Source organism: Paenibacillus sp. HW567 (assembly GCF_000374185.1).
GTDB lineage: Bacteria > Bacillota > Bacilli > Paenibacillales > Paenibacillaceae > Paenibacillus_AQ.
Map to the genome: position 1 here is coordinate 606,044 of NZ_KB910518.1, position 17,777 is coordinate 623,820.

17 protein-coding genes and 1 tRNA gene are annotated in these 17,777 nt (G+C 53.9%); 15 read left to right on the forward strand and 3 right to left on the reverse strand.

The genetic code is table 11. The features are described from left to right. Positions 1 to 38: 38 nt before the first annotated feature. The 6 genes from B212_RS0102960 to B212_RS0102985 all read left to right on the forward strand — a co-directional run bounded on the left by B212_RS0102960 (position 39) and on the right by B212_RS0102985 (position 7,011). Complete coding sequence (locus B212_RS0102960; RefSeq protein WP_019908860.1) at positions 39 to 791, forward strand: HesA/MoeB/ThiF family protein; 753 nt, start codon at positions 39 to 41, stop codon at positions 789 to 791. Beyond that, a complete protein-coding gene (locus B212_RS0102965) occupies positions 788 to 1,930 on the forward strand; it encodes a homocitrate synthase/isopropylmalate synthase family protein (protein WP_019908862.1) in 1,143 nt (380 codons plus the stop codon). The genes B212_RS0102960 and B212_RS0102965 overlap by 4 nt, the downstream gene beginning before the upstream one ends. Before the next feature lie 164 nt (positions 1,931 to 2,094). Further along, positions 2,095 to 2,868 carry a Cof-type HAD-IIB family hydrolase gene (locus B212_RS0102970; RefSeq protein ID WP_019908863.1) on the forward strand — a complete coding sequence of 258 codons (774 nt, stop codon included), beginning with the start codon at positions 2,095 to 2,097 and terminating at the stop codon, positions 2,866 to 2,868. 412 nt (positions 2,869 to 3,280) lie between these two features. Next, on the forward strand, positions 3,281 to 4,972 hold the full coding sequence (locus B212_RS0102975; RefSeq protein ID WP_019908864.1) for a glycoside hydrolase family 13 protein: 1,692 nt from the start codon (positions 3,281 to 3,283) through the stop codon (positions 4,970 to 4,972). Positions 4,973 to 5,201: 229 nt separating this feature from the next. Then, on the forward strand, positions 5,202 to 5,936 hold the full coding sequence (locus tag B212_RS0102980; protein ID WP_019908865.1) for a class I SAM-dependent methyltransferase: 735 nt from the start codon (positions 5,202 to 5,204) through the stop codon (positions 5,934 to 5,936). 43 nt (positions 5,937 to 5,979) lie between these two features. After that, positions 5,980 to 7,011, forward strand: a complete 1,032-nt coding sequence (locus B212_RS0102985) for an MBL fold metallo-hydrolase (protein ID WP_019908866.1) — start codon at positions 5,980 to 5,982, stop codon at positions 7,009 to 7,011. 93 nt (positions 7,012 to 7,104) lie between these two features. Here the strand turns inward: B212_RS0102985 and B212_RS0102990 are convergent, their stop codons facing one another. Both B212_RS0102990 and B212_RS0102995 read right to left on the reverse strand, forming a co-directional pair. Next, on the reverse strand, positions 7,105 to 7,887 hold the full coding sequence (locus B212_RS0102990) for a hypothetical protein (RefSeq protein WP_019908868.1): 783 nt from the start codon (positions 7,885 to 7,887) through the stop codon (positions 7,105 to 7,107). After that, positions 7,884 to 8,459, reverse strand: a complete 576-nt coding sequence (locus tag B212_RS0102995) for a phosphatidylglycerophosphatase A family protein (RefSeq protein ID WP_019908870.1) — start codon at positions 8,457 to 8,459, stop codon at positions 7,884 to 7,886. Before B212_RS0102995 ends, B212_RS0102990 begins: the two co-directional genes overlap by 4 nt. Positions 8,460 to 8,641: 182 nt before the next feature. Here B212_RS0102995 and B212_RS0103000 point away from each other — a divergent pair, with 182 nt between their 5' ends. The 7 genes from B212_RS0103000 (at position 8,642) to B212_RS0103030 (ending at position 14,746) form a co-directional block, all read left to right on the forward strand. Next, on the forward strand, positions 8,642 to 9,766 hold the full coding sequence (locus B212_RS0103000) for a GerMN domain-containing protein (protein WP_019908872.1): 1,125 nt from the start codon (positions 8,642 to 8,644) through the stop codon (positions 9,764 to 9,766). 111 nt (positions 9,767 to 9,877) lie between these two features. Continuing rightward, positions 9,878 to 10,636, forward strand: a complete 759-nt coding sequence (gene rph / locus B212_RS0103005) for a ribonuclease PH (RefSeq protein WP_019908873.1) — start codon at positions 9,878 to 9,880, stop codon at positions 10,634 to 10,636. 1 nt (position 10,637) lies between these two features. Further along, a complete protein-coding gene (locus tag B212_RS0103010; protein ID WP_019908874.1) occupies positions 10,638 to 11,279 on the forward strand; it encodes an XTP/dITP diphosphatase in 642 nt (213 codons plus the stop codon). Positions 11,280 to 11,497: 218 nt separating this feature from the next. Then, positions 11,498 to 11,932 (forward strand): NfeD family protein, encoded by a 435-nt coding sequence (locus tag B212_RS0103015; RefSeq protein ID WP_019908875.1) that lies wholly within the window; start codon positions 11,498 to 11,500, stop codon positions 11,930 to 11,932. Further along, on the forward strand, positions 11,932 to 12,867 hold the full coding sequence (locus tag B212_RS0103020; RefSeq protein WP_019908876.1) for an SPFH domain-containing protein: 936 nt from the start codon (positions 11,932 to 11,934) through the stop codon (positions 12,865 to 12,867). The genes B212_RS0103015 and B212_RS0103020 overlap by 1 nt, the downstream gene beginning before the upstream one ends. A gap of 105 nt (positions 12,868 to 12,972) precedes the next feature. Further along, positions 12,973 to 13,428: a cupin domain-containing protein gene (locus B212_RS0103025; protein WP_019908877.1), complete on the forward strand. Its 456-nt coding sequence runs from the start codon at positions 12,973 to 12,975 to the stop codon at positions 13,426 to 13,428. A gap of 481 nt (positions 13,429 to 13,909) precedes the next feature. Beyond that, positions 13,910 to 14,746: an aldo/keto reductase gene (locus B212_RS0103030; protein ID WP_019908878.1), complete on the forward strand. Its 837-nt coding sequence runs from the start codon at positions 13,910 to 13,912 to the stop codon at positions 14,744 to 14,746. Positions 14,747 to 14,869: 123 nt separating this feature from the next. On the opposite strand, the gene asnB is transcribed toward B212_RS0103030, so the two are convergent. Further along, positions 14,870 to 16,714, reverse strand: a complete 1,845-nt coding sequence (gene asnB, locus B212_RS0103035; RefSeq protein WP_019908879.1) for an asparagine synthase (glutamine-hydrolyzing) — start codon at positions 16,712 to 16,714, stop codon at positions 14,870 to 14,872. A 143-nt stretch (positions 16,715 to 16,857) separates the two neighbouring features. Here asnB and B212_RS0103040 point away from each other — a divergent pair, with 143 nt between their 5' ends. Further along, entirely contained in the window at positions 16,858 to 17,214 is a 357-nt protein-coding gene (locus B212_RS0103040) for a hypothetical protein (protein ID WP_019908880.1), read from the forward strand. A gap of 203 nt (positions 17,215 to 17,417) precedes the next feature. Further along, positions 17,418 to 17,491 (forward strand) — tRNA-Arg (locus B212_RS0103045). Positions 17,492 to 17,777 lie beyond the last annotated feature (286 nt).

Consider the following 17,777-nt stretch of genomic DNA (forward strand, 5'->3'; position numbering starts at 1 on the left):
GGCCGCAAGTTCATCATCAGTTACAGGGGGAATCGGGAATGGAGCAGCTTGCCGGAGGTTTGGAGCTGGAGCGGTATACCCGGCAGCTTAAGCTGCTGGGGGAAGACGGGCAGAAGGCGCTGAAGGAAGCGACGGTCATGGTGGCCGGAATCGGCGGACTTGGAGGAACGGCTGCGCTGTATCTGGCTGCGGCGGGCGTCGGCAAGCTGATTTTGGCCCATGAAGGGGTTATTGTTCCTCCCGACCTCAACCGGCAAATCCTGATGGACAGTGACCATCTGGGGATGGAACGGATGAGTACGGCGATTGCCCACCTGAAGCGGCTGAACCCTTTTGTTGAAATCGAAGGCTATAATGCCAGAATTGAATATGATCTTGCCAAGCCCTGGGTGCGGGATGCTGATATAGTGATTGACGCCAGATACGATTTTCCGGAAAGATATGCTCTGAACCGCCTGTGTGTAGATACCGGAACACCTATGGTGGAAGCCGCTATGTATGGATTTGAAATCTCGCTTACCACAGTCCTTCCTGGCGTCACGCCCTGTCTTGAATGTCTGTACCCGGATGTGCAGCCGCAGTGGGAGCCATTCGGATTCCCGGTTCTGGGAGCTACCTCCGGGATCGCAGGTTGTCTGGCTGCACTGGAGGCCGTAAAATGGATTACAGGGGTAGGGACAACTTATGCGGGCGTAATGCATCGCTTCAGCTCACTCGACTTCGCCTGTTACAGCGTCCATATTTCCCGTAATCCGAATTGCGCTTGCTGCGGAGAAGGAGGTAAGCTGTGAAACGTCTTAAGCTTTGCGACACGACACTGCGGGATGGGGAGCAGGCGGCGGGAGTATCCTTCAAGAGGGCGGAAAAGCTGGAAATCGCAAGGCTGTTGTCGGAGAGCGGAGTAGAGCAGGCCGAGGTAGGAATTCCGGCTATGGGGAAGCGGGAGCAGGAGGACATAACGGCGATTGCCGGGCTCAACCTCCCGATGAAGCTGATGACCTGGAACCGCTCAGTTACGGGGGATATCGACAAGGCGCGGGCCACGGGAGTGAACTGGAGCCATGTGTCTATTCCCGTCTCGGAGATTCAGCTTCAGGGTAAGCTGGGACTCACACCTGCCGAGGGACTGAAGAAGCTGCTTGGTGCTGCCGAATATGGCCTGCGCCTGGGCATGACGGTGTCGGTGGGAATGGAGGATTCGTCCAGAGCCGATATGAATTATCTGGTCAGGCTGGTGAATTTGCTGTACAACGAAGGTATTCGCAGATTCCGCTATGCGGATACGGTATCGGCCCACCATCCCGGCCAAATCGCGGAGCGCGTAAGCACATTGCTAGGTGCCGTCCCTGAAGACGTCGAGCTGGAGGTGCATTGCCACAACGATTTTGGTCTGGCCTGCGCCAATACGCTTAGCGGCATTGCTGCTGGTGCGGCTTGGGCCAGCACTACAGTAGCGGGAATCGGTGAACGCACCGGGAACGCAGCGATGGAGGAAGTCGTCATGGCCTGGAAGCATCTGTACGGCGGCGAGTGCAGTGTGAGGCCGGATCTTCTCAAAGGTCTGGCGGATAAGGTCATTGCCGCATCCGGCCGCAATATTGGCGATGCGAAGCCGATTGTGGGACACCTGGCGTTCACGCATGAGTCAGGCATTCACGTGGACGGGCTGATGAAGGAGAGAGCGACGTACCAGACCTTCGATCCTGCGGAGGTGGGCCGCAGCCAACGGTTCGTGCTGGGCAAGCATTCCGGTACTGGCGGCGTGATCCATGCGCTGAATCAATGGGGTCTTGCGGTCAGCATGGATACTGCAGAGCGTCTGCTGGAGCGGGTACGTGAATATGCGGAGGCCTGCAAAGGCACGGTGCCGGAATATATGCTGGTGCAGTGGCTGATGGAGGAGCGGCAGCGGGGGCGTAATGTGGTTTAGGGTTGAGAGGTTAGGGCGATGATAGCAAGCCGCGGCTGTCTTTCTTATAGGAAGGACAACCACCGCTTGCTTTTTTGTGCAAAGACTTCTTGCATCGCGCGCAGCAAGCCACTACAATTTTAACAAGACAGAAAAGCAGCGAGTGCGGGGAGAATGGAGAAGCGATGACGAAAAAAACGATCTTTTTTGATATTGACGGAACGATTTATGATGAGGAGAAGCGGGTTCCCGCATCCACAAAGGAAGCCATTGCGGAGCTTAAGAGACGGGGCCACAATGTGGCTATTGCTACCGGAAGAGCGCCGTATATGTTCGAGGATTTGCGCGAAGAGCTGGACATTCATTCTTATGTGTCGCTCAACGGACAGTATGTTATTTTTGAAGGCGAAGTGATTTACCGCAATCCTCTGGCCAGGGCTTCTCTGCAGGAAATGACCTTGTTCGCTGAGAAACAGGATCATCCTGTAGCGTATGTTGATGCTGTGGGCATGAGCGTAAATGTCCCAGACCATGAGTACATCAAGACGAGCATCGGTTCGCTAAAGATGGCGTTCCCGATGTATGATGCCGGATACTATCTTCAGAATGACATCTATCAGGCGATGTTATTTTGTCCGCAGGAGAGTCAGATTGTGTATGAAGAGAGGTTCCCGGAGTTCAACTTTATCCGCTGGAATCCGCTGTGTATGGATGTGCTGCCGGATAGCGGCTCCAAGGCAGCCGGCATAGAGCAAATGATCAAACGTCTCGGAGCCCGGATGGAAGAAATCTATGCTTTTGGCGATGGTCTGAATGATCTGGAGATGCTCAGCCTTGCAGGGCATGGTATCGCGATGGGCAATGCGGAGGATGAGGTGAAGGCTGTCGCCCGTTACGTCACCAAGCATGTCAGTGAGAATGGAATCCTTGAGGGCTTGCGGATGGTGGGTCTGCTGTAGGAAGGTAATTCTAAAATATTGTGAAGCTAAGGGACGAATCCAGTGCGCTTGCTGCAGTGGATTTGTCCTTTTTGGCTTAGGCTGTCTCCCGCCCGGACAGTTAGTACAGAGCATCCGTTCTAAATTTGTGGCTTACTTAGGACGGAGCTTTTGTGGTTGGGAGAGGGGGGCATCGTATTCATCCTCCTGATTCTTAACGGACTGTAAAGCACTGTAAAGCCCTTATTGCCTCTTCGGCAGGTATATTTGGGGTACATGTCCGCCCGTAAAGGCGCTGGAGTCCGTTCACTTGCGGAAACAGGACTTCCAGTAGAAATAAGAGCTGCCTAGTCCGTTGCAAACGGGTTATTCTCTTCTGTCAGTGTGGACAAGATAAACTAAGCAGGAAGCACAGAAGCGGAGGGAACCCTGAGTGAACCCTAAATGGTGGAAGGAAAGCGTTGTGTACCAGATTTATCCGGTCAGCTTCATGGACAGCAACGGTGACGGAATTGGAGATTTACGCGGAGTGATATCGAGGCTCGATTATTTGCAGGATCTGGGAGTGGATGTGATCTGGATCTGTCCGATTTATACATCGCCGGGCCATGACAACGGCTATGATGTTAGTGATTATTGCGATATTAACCGGGAGTTCGGTACGATGGAGGATTTTGACCGGCTGCTGCAGGAGCTGCACTACCGCGGGATGAAGCTGATGATGGATCTGGTGCTCAACCACACCTCGCACGAGCATCCCTGGTTCATTGAATCCAGAAGCTCAAAGATTAACCCCAAACGGGATTATTATATCTGGAGAAAAGGCAAAAACGGCGGTCCCCCGAATAACTGGGAGTCTTATTTCAGCGGGTCGGTCTGGGAGCTTGATCCCGCTACGGATGAATATTATCTGCACCTGTATTCCAAATTCCAGCCGGATCTTAACTGGGAGAATCCCGCCGTGATCGAGAAGCTGCACGAAATGGTGCAGTGGTGGCTGAAAAAGGGGATTGACGGCTTTCGTTTTGACGCAATTGCCCATATTGTGAAGACAGAAGGTTATCCAGATGCCCTTAACCCTGACGGGACGGCAACGGTGAGGGCCTATGATATGTTCTCCAATCTGGAGCACGTACACACGCTGCTGCAGAATCTGCACGATCAGGTGCTCTATTATTACGACATTATGACGGTGGGAGAAACGTCGGGCCTTGGGCCGGAGCGGGCGCTGGATTATGTTGGCGACGGACGCCGCGAGCTGAACATGACCTTTCAGTTTGAGCATATGAACCTCGATTGCGCGGCCCCTGGCGGCGGGAAATGGGACACGGTACCCTGGAGCCTCCTGGAGCTTAAAAAAATTATCGGCAATTGGCAGACTGTCCTGCATAACAAAGGCTGGAACGCCAACTATTTGTGCAACCATGACCAGCCGCGCTCGGTATCGCGGTTCGGCAACGATCTGTATTACCGCATCCCGTCGGCCAAAATGCTGGCAACCTTCATTCACATGCTGGAAGGCACACCATACATCTATCAGGGCGAGGAGCTCGGCATGACGAACGCGGGCTTCCAGTCGATTGACGATTACCGGGATGTCGAGACGCTTAATTATTATGAGGACAAACGTGCAAATGGTGTTCCCGAAGCCGAGATCATGACCGCTATCCAGAAAAAAAGCCGGGACAACGCCCGCACGCCGATGCAATGGGACGACCGGGAGAACGGCGGTTTTACGACAGGTGTGCCGTGGATTCGGGTGAACTCCAATTTCCGGGAGATTAATGCGGACAGCGCGGTGAAAGACTCCGATTCGATCTATCATTATTACAAGAAGCTGATTCAACTAAGAAAACAGCATCAGGTCATAGTCTACGGCAAATATGGCCTGCTGCTTGCGGAGCACCCGGAAATTTATTCCTATACCCGCACGCTGGAGGAGCAGCGTCTGCTGGTCATTCTGAATTTCTATGAGCGGGAGCCGGTGTTCGAGCTGCCGGAGGATTGGGAAGCGGAGAAGCTGGAGCTGCTGATCTCCAATTATACGCCGGGTACAGAGGAGAGCTTAAGGAAGTTGACGCTGCGTCCCTATGAAGCGAGAGTGTATCTGGAAAAGTTGTTGTAAGGCATAGAGTTGCCATTGCTGCGGAAAGTGTGGCGGAATGGCGACTCTTTTTTGAGTTTACGGGCAAAAGACGGTACAATTGCGTTACATTAGGCGATGTATTTGAACCAAGTATTAGGAGGATAAGCAGGGGCACAGTTGTGAAAACCAGGAGAGCTTAGGTTGAAATACACGCATTGGGATACATATAGAGGTTGGTACAGGGTGCTGCTGCGGGAGGAGGAAGATTATGGGTGAATGGTATGAGGACAGTTTTGGCGAGGATTATTTAATCGTATATCGCCACAGGGATTTCGGCGGGGCGCGGCGCGAGGTGGAGCGGATGATCGGCTGGCTGGAGCTGCCGCGAGGGGCCAAGGTGCTCGATCTGTGCTGCGGCATGGGCCGCCATTCTCTGGCGCTTGCGGAAGCGGGCTACGAGGTTACAGGGGTGGATCTGTCGGAAGCGCTGCTGCGTGAAGCACGGGCACAAGCGAGGGCCGAAGCTGTCACCTGGATACGTTCGGATATGCGCAAGCTGCCGCTTGAGGGCGGTTTTGCCGCGGTGGTTAATCTGTTCACTTCTTTTGGGTATTTCGAGGAGGATGAGGAGCAGCTTAAGGTACTGAAGGAAATTCACCGGATGCTGGTGCCCGGCGGCAAATTCATTGTTGATTTTCTGAATCCGGCTCATGTGATCCGTAATTTGGTGCCGCACTCCGTCCGCGAGGACGGGAATACTCTGATCGACGAGTCCCGGCGGATAGAGCATGGCTATGTGAAGAAGGACATTATCCTCACCTCCAAGGCTGACGGCACACCACGTGTGTATCACGAAAGGGTCAAGCTGTATCCGCTGGAGAAATTCCGCGAGATGATTGAGGCTGCTGGTTTGCAGCTTGAGTCTGTACACGGCAGCTATGAGGAAGATGAATATGAGGCGGAAAGCTCGGTGCGGATGATTTTTACTGGCGTGCGTCCTTAGTCGGATATCGGGAAGAGGACTCAGGGGAGGAGATGATGGCATCGTGAGGGAAAAAGACCTGAAGGCAGCAAATGGCGGGGACTCTGTTTCGGAGCTGACCTCATGGGAAGGGGGCATTATCCAGTTCCCTGTTCCGATGGACCCGCCGCTGCGCCGGGTGAACAGCTATATTCTGCCTGACCGGAACGGACAGCTTACAGTTATTGACCCTGGGCCGCACACGCCGGAGGCGGAGCAGGCTTGGGAGAATGTGCTGCAAAGTGCGGGCTATTCTTGGAATAACATTCGCGATATCTTGGTAACGCATCATCATCCTGACCACTATGGTCTTGCCGGCTGGCTGCAGGCCCGCAGCGGCGGCAAGGTATGGATGTCGGAGCGCGCCCATGACGAGGCGCAGCGGACCTGGGGAGCGGAGGCCGTCTTGAACGAGACGCTGCCGCTGTATTTCACCCGGAACGGCATGCCGGAGGACTGGGTGCAGGGAATCAGGGAGCATCTGGAGCGCTTCCTGCCCCAGGTTACGCCGCAGCCGGTTGTGAGCTATATGAACACGGCGGAGCCGTTCATCATGGGCAACCGTGCGTGGCAGCCGCTGGTCACCGGCGGACATGCGCCGGGGCACGTGTCTTTGTACCACGGCGACAGCGGGCAGATTCTGTGCGGCGATGCTGTGCTGCCGCTGATTTCGCCCAATGTCGGCCTGCAGCCCGGCGGCGAACCGCAGCCGCTGCTGACCTTTATGGAGGGGCTGCGCGAACTGCGCGGCCTCCGGGTAAGCCGTGCGTTCCCGGGCCACCGGGAACCGTTCACGGGGTTCGCGGAGCGGGCGGACAGCCTGCTCCGCCATCATGAGGAGCGGCTGGATACGGCAGCCGCTCTGCTGGGGGGCGGCCCGCTCAGCGGCTTCGCGGTATGCGAAGCGCTGTTCCGGGGCCGCGTGTCCAGCGCGCACCAGATGCGCTTCGCCATGAGCGAAGCGATGGCGCATCTCGCTGAGCTGGTGCGCCGGGAGCGGGCAAGCGTCATCCAGCCGGAGCCCGGCGGAGTGACGCTGTTCGCGGCAGTTGAGTAAGCTGCGGCGAACAGCAGCAGAGTATAAAAAAGGCCAGGCAACGTATGGATCGGTTTCCGATACCATTCATACGTTGCCTGGCCTTTTTACTGACTAGTCTATTTTTTTCATTTTAGACGGGTTGTTGATTTTATATTTTACCGGATGCTGGGTGAGTTTCTTGGCAACTATCTTGGCTTCAAAGGAAACCTTATCCCCAATGGCCAGCTCCAGCTTTTTCAGCGTTGCACTGTGGCTCGACCAGACTTCCTCAATTGCAAGCTCGTGTCCTGCGATAGTAACTCCTTCATAAATAATGACTTCGTCATCGTTATCGGAGAAATGATTGGGAACTGTCGTAAACTCCTTTACGATGGCTGTCATTTCCAGCTTTTCTTCGGGCAGGACGATAGCGGGTTTCTTTTTGGACTTCTCCGGCTTCTTGGGAGCTTCCGGTTCTGCAGTTTCCGTTGCCTCCGCTTCTTGATCAAGAGTCACGGTGGGAACTTCTTCGCCTGCAGGTATTTCTGCACCGCTTGCCGCTGTGCTGCTTACCTCTACCCCGGCTTCTTCCGCCGTCTCTTCGGCGTCGTCCGCCTTCGCAGCCTCCGTCAATGCGCCTGTTTTTTGGCCAAAGCTTGCTGTCTGCATTTCTTTTAAGTAGGCGGGATGAATGCAATGCTGCTGCTTATTCTCGAATTGTATGACAACAGTCAGAGTATCTACGTATCCTACAATTTCACAAGGCAGCGAATGGCCGTGTCCTTTGTACAGATAGGTTTTGACTCGGGTTGCCGTACTGGATAACAGATTCCATTCCTTGCACCGTTCGATCAGCTCATCCTCACTGTCGAACTCTTGTACCGCAACAGGATTGATTACGAACGAATAGGTCATTGTTTTTGTTTACCTTCCTCATGGTCTTCCGGCGCGTGCGGCTGCCCGAGCTCCTGCTCGCGTTCGGCCTGCTTCCGGTGGGCAATGCGGCTGCTCGCGGCTGCGGCAACAGCGCCAACAATATCGTCCAAATAGGTGTGGATTTGGCCGGTTGTTTTATCGTTCAGCCGCTCCAGCACACCCGGCTTCAGCTTATCCACGTAACCATAGTTCGTGAAGCCGATGCTGCCGTATACATTCACTATTGAAAAAGCCAGAATCTCATCAACGCCGTACAATCCCTCATCATTCTCAATCATATCCTGCAGGGGAGAGAGCAGCTTGCCCTCTTCGGCCAGCACATCCAATTGGATGCCGGTCAGCACGGCGTTCTGCACCTCGCGTTTGCTCAGCACCATTTCCACGTTATGCACACATTCTTCCAGGGTCAGACCCGGATAATATTTGCTTTGCAATAACAGCACAAGCTCGGCGATTTCCTCCAGGGTTACTCCGCGTTTGTCCAGCCAGAACCGGGTTGCCTCTGCGACCTTTTGACTGTTAAGACTGTAAGGTATTTTTGAATGAGCCATGATCAATCACCCCGTAGTGAGTCATTAGTTAATTGCATAGAAAATTGTACCCAGTTGTGCGGGAATTGTCCAATGATCCGGAACCCCGGGCAATTTAGGATAAGCAGTTGTTATTTTTTGGACAGAGGGCTCGTATACATAGCAATACAACTGAACTTAAGTGTTGAAAGGGGTAATCATTTATGAAGCATAGGAAACAAATCCGCGGGCTGTCTGCGGCTTGCCTGCTCGCTGTTCCATTAACGTTATCGGGCTGCAGTCTGTTTGGTTCGGAATCGGCGGCAGTTGATCCTCCGCCTGCCCAAGCTGAAGCGCAAATGCTCCAGGTTAGTGACGGCGGCACGCCGGATTCAGGAGTGTTCGCACCCGCGGCACTCGACGGCACGGATCTTACGGCAGGTGTCAGTACTGATGCAGCGGCTCCTGCGGCGGCTGGAGAACGGACAACCGTCTTCCTGGAGGATGGGCACGGCCTGCTCGCTCCGGTATCCGTGAGTCTTCCAAAAGGCGATGCTGCCGCAATGCTGAAGGATTCACTAACGGCACTGGTCAGCAAGGGCGCATATGCTTCGGCATTGCCGGAGGGTTTCACGGGTGTGCTGCCGGCCGGAACGGAAGTGAAAAATGTCTCCGTAGACAAAGCCAAGCTGGCTGTAGTCGAATTCAACTCGAAGTTTAATGATTATGAGGCCGCAGATGAACGTAAAATTCTTGAAGCGATCACCTGGACCCTGACCGGCCAGGACGGAATTCAAGGGGTACAGCTTTGGGTAGACGGCAAAAAGCTGACGGAGATGCCGCTGAAGGGGACTCCGCTTGACCGCCCGCTGTCCCGCACCATCGGCATCAACCTGCCGAAGCATGGACCGCTGCTGATGAATTCGAGCGCGGTGACGGTTTATTTTTCCGCTGCAGCATCTGATGGCTCTTATCAGTATTATGTGCCGGTGACCCGTTTCGTACCCGCAGGGCAGGACACGGTAAAGGCGGCGTTAAAGGAGCTGATTGCCGGACCCGACCCGGACAATGGTCTGGAGATGGTAATGACGCAGGATACCGTGCTGGATTCCGTGGAAGCCGGGCAGAATGGGGTTGTCACCGTTTCGCTGAAGGATGATATGTTTGCGGACGGTCAAGGTGTGCCGGCTGAAATGCTGGAGTCCGTTGTGCTGACTGTCGCGCAGAATTCGGAGGATGCTATGGTGCAAATCCGCCTCAACGGACAAAAGAAGGTTACCGGCACAGACAACGTGGACTACGGCCAGCCGGTATCGGCACCGGAATATGTGAACGCCCTGCCTTTGTAAAATGTCTGTAAAGGCTAAAAGATGCTTTTGTGCCTGCTCTTTGGTAGAATAAAGCTTGCTATGAATTTGCGGCAACCAAACATATAGCTAGAGACGCAGGAGGCAGAAAAGATGAGATCAAACGGGCGCAATCAGGACCAGCTTCGGCCGCTGATGATAACTACCCAAACCAATAAATATGCTGAGGGCTCTGTCCTTATTGAAATGGGGGACACCAAGGTCATTTGTACGGCAACCGTAGATGAGAAGGTTCCGCCGTTCCTGAAGGGACAGGGTAAAGGCTGGGTGACCGCCGAATATTCCATGCTCCCGCGCGCGACACAGACGCGTAATCAGCGGGAGGCGGCACGCGGCAAGCTGACCGGACGTACGATGGAAATTCAGCGGCTGATCGGCCGGGCGCTTCGTTCTGTAGTGAACTTACACGCGCTGGGCGAACGCAGCATCACCCTGGACTGCGATGTCATTCAGGCGGATGGCGGAACACGGACGGCTTCGATTACGGGCGCTTTTGTGGCTATGGCCTTTGCCATCCAAAAAATTGCGCAGCAGCATAAGCTGAGCGTATTCCCGATTACAGACTATCTGGCTGCGGTCAGCGTCGGCATTGTAGGTGATCAGGCGCTGCTCGATCTGAACTATGAAGAGGATTCCAAGGCGATGGTCGATATGAACGTGGTGATGACGGGCAAAGGGGCTTTTGTTGAATTGCAGGGCACCGGCGAAGAGCGCCCGTTCTCCCGGCAGGAGCTGGACGAGCTGCTGGGCCTGGGCGAGATGGGGATTTACGAGCTGATCGCTGTGCAAAAAGAGGTGCTGGGCGAAATAGCGCTCAAAATTGCTTCCGGCCAGCCGGGGCAAGGGGTGTAGCATGAAATCCGGCGGCGGAATTTTGATTGTGGCGACGAAGAACAAGGGCAAGGTGCGCGAGTTCCAGCATGCTTTTGCACCGCTGGGGCTGGAGGTGAAGAGCATGTTCGATTATCCTGAGCTGCCGGATGTGGTGGAGGATGGCGATACTTTTGCCGCGAATGCTCTGAAAAAATCGAAAGCAGTCGGAGATGCCCTCGGCCTGCCTGTCCTGGCGGATGATTCCGGTCTTTGCGTAGATGCCCTGGACGGAAGACCGGGTGTCTATTCGGCCCGTTATGCGGGGGAAGATGCAGATGACAAAGAGAACAACCTGAAGCTGCTGAGTGAGCTGGAGAAGCTGAAGCAGGGTGAGGATACCGATCAGCCGCTGCTCAGCACAGCACGCTTCGTCTGTGTTTTATCCCTGTATGATCCGGCTACTGGAAAAGAACTGGCTGCCGAAGGCACAGTGGAAGGCTGGATTACCTCAGAGCAGGCGGGCGGAGGCGGCTTCGGTTATGATCCGTTGTTTTACTTGCCGGAGTTCAGACAAACAATGGCCGAGCTGACGCTGGAAGAAAAGCAGGCCATCAGCCACCGGGGTATGGCGCTGCGTCTTCTGACCGAGAAGCTGGCTGCTGAGCAGCAGCAAGGGAACTAACGAACCGGTGCGTGTGAATATTTTTTTGGCAGGATGCTTAAGAGGGACCTGTCCGCAACATTGCGGGCGGGCCTTTTTTGCAAATATAATTTGTATGGACGGCGTAGCCGTTCTCACCTGGAAATATAGATGTTTTGTGAGCTTTTTTTAAAAGTTTTGCAACGTCACGCCTTTAATTTCGTTATAGTAGTATATAGCGGAAGGTGGTGGGTTCGCCGATGGTGATCTGGGTGTTTTGGTTAATTGCAGCCGGTGTCCTGTTTGTCGTTGAAATGATGACGCTTACGTTCTATCTGCTTTGGTTAAGCATTGGGGCTTTGGCGGCATGTCTCGTTTCGCTTTTGCTGCCGGATGCGATATTGCTTCAGGTCGTTGCAGGTTCATTGGTGGCGCTGGGACTGACGGTATTCTCGAAGCCGCTGGTGGCGAGATTCCGCAGCTCACGCGGGTTTAAGGATGCAGGGACAGATATTGTAGGCAGACAGGGCCTGGTCGTGCAGCCCATTGAGCCGGGGCGTTATGGCCAGGTTAAGGTAGGCGGCGACATCTGGAGCGCAACCTCAATAGAGCCGCTGGGCAAGGATGAAATAGTCAAGGTGGTTGGCAGAAGCTCCACAATTATTGAAGTAGTCCGATGGGGGGATATGTACTGATGGAATTGGCTATTATAGGGATTATTATTTTTGTTGTTGTCGTATTTGTGGCGTTGACGATCAAAATTGTACCTCAGCAGCGGGTAGGCGTTGTAGAGCGTCTCGGTAAGTTCCACCGCTTGCTCACACCGGGTCTGAATATTCTGATTCCGATCATTGATCATGTGCGCACGTACCACGATTTGCGGATTCAGCAGGCCAATGTGCCGCCGCAAACGGTGATTACGAAGGATAATGTGCAGGTGCAGATTGATACGATTATTTTCTATCAGGTGGTGGGTCCGGAGGAAGCAACCTACGGAATCTCCGACTATGTGTACGGTGTGCGCAACATTTCCACAGCGACAATGCGGCAGATTATCGGTAAGCTGGAGCTGGATGAAACCTTGTCCGGCCGGGAAAAGATTTCTTCGGATATCCGCCTCGCGCTCGATGAAGCGACCGAGAAATGGGGCGTGCGGATTGAGCGCGTAGAGGTTATTGATATCAAGCCGCCGCTTGATATTCAGGAAGCGATGGATAAGCAGATGAAGGCTGAGCGCAGCAAACGCGCGATTGTGCTGGAGGCGGAAGCCGCGAAGCAGGATATGATCCTGCGTGCCGAAGGTGACAAGCAGAGCAAAATCCTGAAGGCGGAGGGCGACAAGGAAGCGCGTATCCGTCAGGCGGAAGGCTTGCGGCAGGCACAGGAGCTGGAAGCGCAGGGCCAGGCCAAAGCGATCCAGGCGGTAGCTGAAGCGGAGAAAGTGCGGATTGCGCTGATCAGCAGCGCAGGGCTGGATGAGCGGGTGCTGGCGTATCAATCCTTTGACGCGCTGACCGAAATTTCCAAGGGGCCTGCGAACAAGGTATTCCTGCCAACCAGCGCCGTTGAAACGCTCGGCACGCTCGGGGCTATGGCCGAGGTGTTCAAGGCGAGCAAGGAGAGCAAGTAAGCGGGATATTTTACAATTGAGCCACATTCCGTTAAAGTAAAAGCAAAACGAAGCGCAAGCTTACGATGCCAGTTTTGCTACGCAAAACTCTTAGGAGAGAACATGATGACGCAAAAAGAAATTTCACCGCTGGTAGAAGCGTTGGGGCTGCAGCCACACGTCGAAGGCGGCTGGTACAAACGGCTGTGGAATGCTCCTTTTGAAATTCCCCGGGAACATCTGGGTGAGAGCTACTCCGGGCCAAGAGCCTCGGCCTCTTCTATTTATTTTTTGCTCCATGCTGATGAAACCTCGGATTGGCACACAGTGCTGTCCTCTGAGATCTGGCTATGGCATTCCGGCAGCCCGATTGTCCTGAGCCTTGGCGGCAACGGCGACAAGCCGCAGGATGTGACCGAAGTGATTCTTGGCCTTGATATTGCCGCCGGACAGCAGCCGCAGGTTGTGATTCCGCCAGGGGTATGGCAGGCCGCCCGCCCGCTCGGCGAGGAGCCAACGCTGGTCTCCTGCATCGTATCGCCGGAATTCCATTTCGACGATTTCAAGCTGATCGGGAAGTAAAGGGAATAGAGTGTGGACTGTGTAGGCAGCCGCACTCTATTTTTTTGTAGGGGAAGTATGATTTTTTACATGTGGTAAGGGTTATATGGAGTTGGAAGGAAGCTACTTTGGACTATAATCGCCTGAGGGGCAAGGGGCCAGTAACAACGGCAGAAATGCCGTTGCTGGAGCCGAACGGGCGGATTTGCTCAGTAACAACAGCAGAATTGCCGTTGTTGGAGCAGCGCGGGCAGATTTGTCGGTAACAACGGCAGAAATGCTGTTGTTGGAGCAGCATGGGTGGATATGCTCAGTAACAACGGCAGAAATACCGTTGTTTGGTGTTTTGGACTGGTATTTTTGGCATCCTGAGTATGAACTGTTATACTGATTTTGGATATGGATAAATCATCCTCATACTTGTAAGCGGGGACGGATGCCGTCCGGTGTAAAGGGCGCGGAGTCGTGTCCACTTCATACCACTACGTTTGGAGGGTTAATAATGACGGAAGCAAACGGACCATTTTCTGGAGGACCTACGCTAAATGATGGAGTAACGATGCCCTGGCTGGGGCTGGGAGTATGGCAGGCTAAGAACGGTGATGAGGTCATCAATGCAGTAAAGCTGGCAGTGGAGACGGGCTACCGCAGTATTGATACGGCTGCCGGATATAAGAACGAAGAGGGTGTAGGACAAGCCATCCGTGAATGCGGTGTGCCCCGGGATGAATTGTTCATCACGACGAAGCTCTGGAATGGCGATCAGGGCTATGAGCCGGCGCTGAAGGCTTTTGAGGTTAGCCGCAAAAAGCTTGGCCTGGATGTTGTGGACCTGTACTTAATCCACTGGCCGGTGGCCGGGAAGTACCGTGATTCCTGGAAGGCGCTTGTGCATCTGCAACAAGAGGGGCTGGTCAGATCCATTGGCGTGAGCAATTTTCAGCCACATCATCTGGAGGAAATTATTGAGGATACCGGAGTCGTGCCTGCTGTGGATCAGGTGGAGTTCCATCCGCTGCTCACCCAGCGTGAACTGCTGAAATATGCAAAAGCTCATGACATTCAGGTAGAGGCCTGGAGCCCGCTGATGCAGGGCAATCTGGATCTGCCACTGCTGCAGGAGCTGGCTGGCAAATACGGCAAAACCGCAGCACAAATCGTGCTGCGCTGGGATCTGCAGCAAGGCGTCGTTACGATTCCGAAGTCTGTGCATGCCAAGCGCATTGCCGAGAATGCCGGGTTCTTCGATTTTACCCTCAGCGATGAGGATGTTAAGGCCATCGAGGCGTTGAACCGGAACCACCGCTTCGGCCCGGACCCGGATAACTTCAACTTCTAAACCGGAGTGAACGGTACCGGTAAAATATTGTATTGCCCAAAGAGCAAGTCTCCTTCGCGGGACTTGCTCTTTGGTTTGGGATAAGACAACAGCGGCAGATAAGCCGCTGAAACGCCGTCCATTTTAACCAATAGAAATATTATATTTACGCAGCCAGAGATTGACCTGGGCCAGGTAGGCAAACAGTTGCGGGCCGGACATCAGTTGGCCGAACCACGGCAGATTGCTTGAAGATTCCGGGGACGCGGCAATTTCACGGATTTTGGCGGCGTCAATTAAAGGCAGAATCGGAGAAGTGGAATCATCCAGAATGCCCAGCATTTGCGCCCGGACTGCATTCAAATAAGCAGGGTTGTGCGTTTTGGGATATGGGCTTTTTTTGCGGTAGAGCACATCGTCCGGCAGGATGCCTTCCAGCGCTTTGCGGAGAATGCCTTTTTCGCGGTTGCCGACGGTCTTGATTTCCCAGGGAATGTTGAAGACGTATTGCACCAGGCGGTGATCGCAATAAGGCACGCGGACCTCCAGACCTACGCCCATGCTCATCCGGTCCTTGCGGTCCAGCAGGGTGGGCATGAAGCGGGTAATGTTGAGATAGGACATCACGCGCATTTGCGCCTGTTTGCCGCTCTCGCCGTCAAGCTTTGGCACCTCGGCTACTGCATCGCTGTATCTGTCGCCCAAATATTCCAGCGGACGAATCCATTCACGGATTTCCGGGGACAGCAGGCCCGCGCGCATGTCCGGAGCTACGGACCAGGGGAAGGTGCCGGAAGACAGCATCTCCTCACGGTGGAACCAGGGGTATCCGCCAAAAATCTCATCAGCGGCTTCGCCGGAAATGGCGACAGTGGCGTTCTTTTTAATCTCCCGGCAAAATAAGTACAGCGACGAATCCACATCGGTCATCCCCGGCAAATCGCGGGAATAGAGGGCGTTGTCCAGCGCGGCTACCAGCTCGGGAGTATCAAAGTTCACATAATGGTGGTTGGTGTTCAATTCATCGACCATCCGCTTAATCCAAGGACCGTCTGCTCCCGGCTGAAAGGCATGGCTTTTAAAATGCTTGTCGTTATCGACATAATCGACGGAGTAGGTGTCCACCCGGCCTTGGCCGGTCCGGTTGTAATAGTCTACGGCGAGCGCGGTCAGCGCACTGGAATCGAGTCCCCCGGAGAGCAGCGAGCAGACCGGAACATCAGAAACCAGTTGGCGCTCCAGCGTATCCTGAAGCAATTCACGCACTCTGGCGGCCGTTTCGTCCACGTTGTCTGTATGCGTGTAGCTTTCCAGTTCCCAATAAGCGTACTTGCGGATTCCATTTCTGCTGTAAATCATGGCATGACCGGGACGAAGCTCGAATATATCTTTGTATACCCCATGTCCCGGTGTACGGGCCGGACCAATAATGAAAATTTCGGCTAGGCCCTCCGGTCCTACATTCGGCTTCACTTTGGGGTGCTGAAGCAACGCTTTGGGCTCAGAGCCAAAGACGAACACATCGTCCACCTGGCTGTAGAACAGCGGCTTCACCCCGAGACGGTCGCGTGCCAGAAATACCTGATCGCGCAAGCTGTCCCAGACGGCAAAGGCAAATATCCCGTTGAGCTTCACCGTGCATTCCGGTCCCCATTCGATATAGGCGTGGAGCAGAACCTCGGTATCGCATTCTGTGAGAAAATGATGCCCCCGCTGCTTGAGTTCGATTTTGAGCTCAGGAGCATTATATAGTTCGCCGTTATACACAATCGCGTAGACCTTATCGTCATGGCGGGCGATCATCGGCTGGGCACCGTTCTCGGGGTCGATAACGCTAAGTCTGCGGTGTCCGAAGGCACAGGGTCCGGAGATCCAGGTTCCGGCGGCATCCGGCCCGCGATTCTCCAAGGTTTCAGTCATTTTTACAAGCAGTTGCGAGTGCTGTGTGAGGTCGCCGCGCCACTGGATAAATCCGGTTATTCCGCACATTATGGTTCATCCTCTCTTTTGTGCGATTGTTGTCCTTTCTTTTTTGCCAAGTAATACAGATATATGCCGAAGGAAGGGATAAAATGTATGTCCTTATCCGAACACTAAGGCAGAAGGAAATTAGCCAGGAGGGATGATAATCCATGTATTACATTAAAGATGCCAAAATCCGCAGAATGACCGAATATGACGGTGCGCCTTGTGCAGAAGTTGGCGTATTGCCGGGAGCTGTGGGCGATTCCGCACTTTTGGTGTACATTGTGGAGGACCAGCGCGAGGAAGGTTATGAAATTGTACGCATTCTAACGAATGATGCGGATACGGCAACCGATTGGTTTGATAACAATTTGCATGATGCCTTTCAGGATGTGACAGTCAGTGCATTCACCGGCAGCCCTGTCATGAGCCCTGAGGATGAGCGTTCCAAGTTCCAGCGTGAGCTGCTTATTTTTGGTGATCTGAAAAAACAACTGGAGGCGCATTTTCACAAGCCGTCTTGAGACATGCCGCTGAGCCTGCTGTGGCGGCGGATTAGAGAGAGGAGCGGAATCCCTTTGTGATTCCGCTCCGGGGTTAGAGCTGTCGGAATAGGTGATAAAGATTCCACTTTTTTGAGCGAGGCCTTGAAAAATTTGCTGAATAAGTTATAATAAATAACGTTGCGTTAATACATATGTAATAAAATCTTTCCATTTGCACATTTGTCCCGGTAGCTCAGCTGGATAGAGCATGCGCCTTCTAAGCGCACGGTCGGGGGTTCGAATCCCTTCCGGGACGTCACAAAACAGCCTTCCTTCGGGAAGGCTGTTTGTGCGTCAGGAGGAAGAGAACGCCTTGGGTTCGTTGGAGCATAGTCTTCGTTAGCGCCCGCTTCGCAATCAGCCCGAAGAGGCACAAGAAGTTAAGTGAGGTGGATTTTCCCCACTTCACCCCTCCTCGCTCCAACAACGGCAGTTCTGCCGTTGTTTCAGATCGAATCACCCAATCGCGCTCCAACAACGGCAGTTCCGCCGTTATTTCAGATCGAATCACCCCTCCTCGCTCCAACAACGGCAGTTCCGCC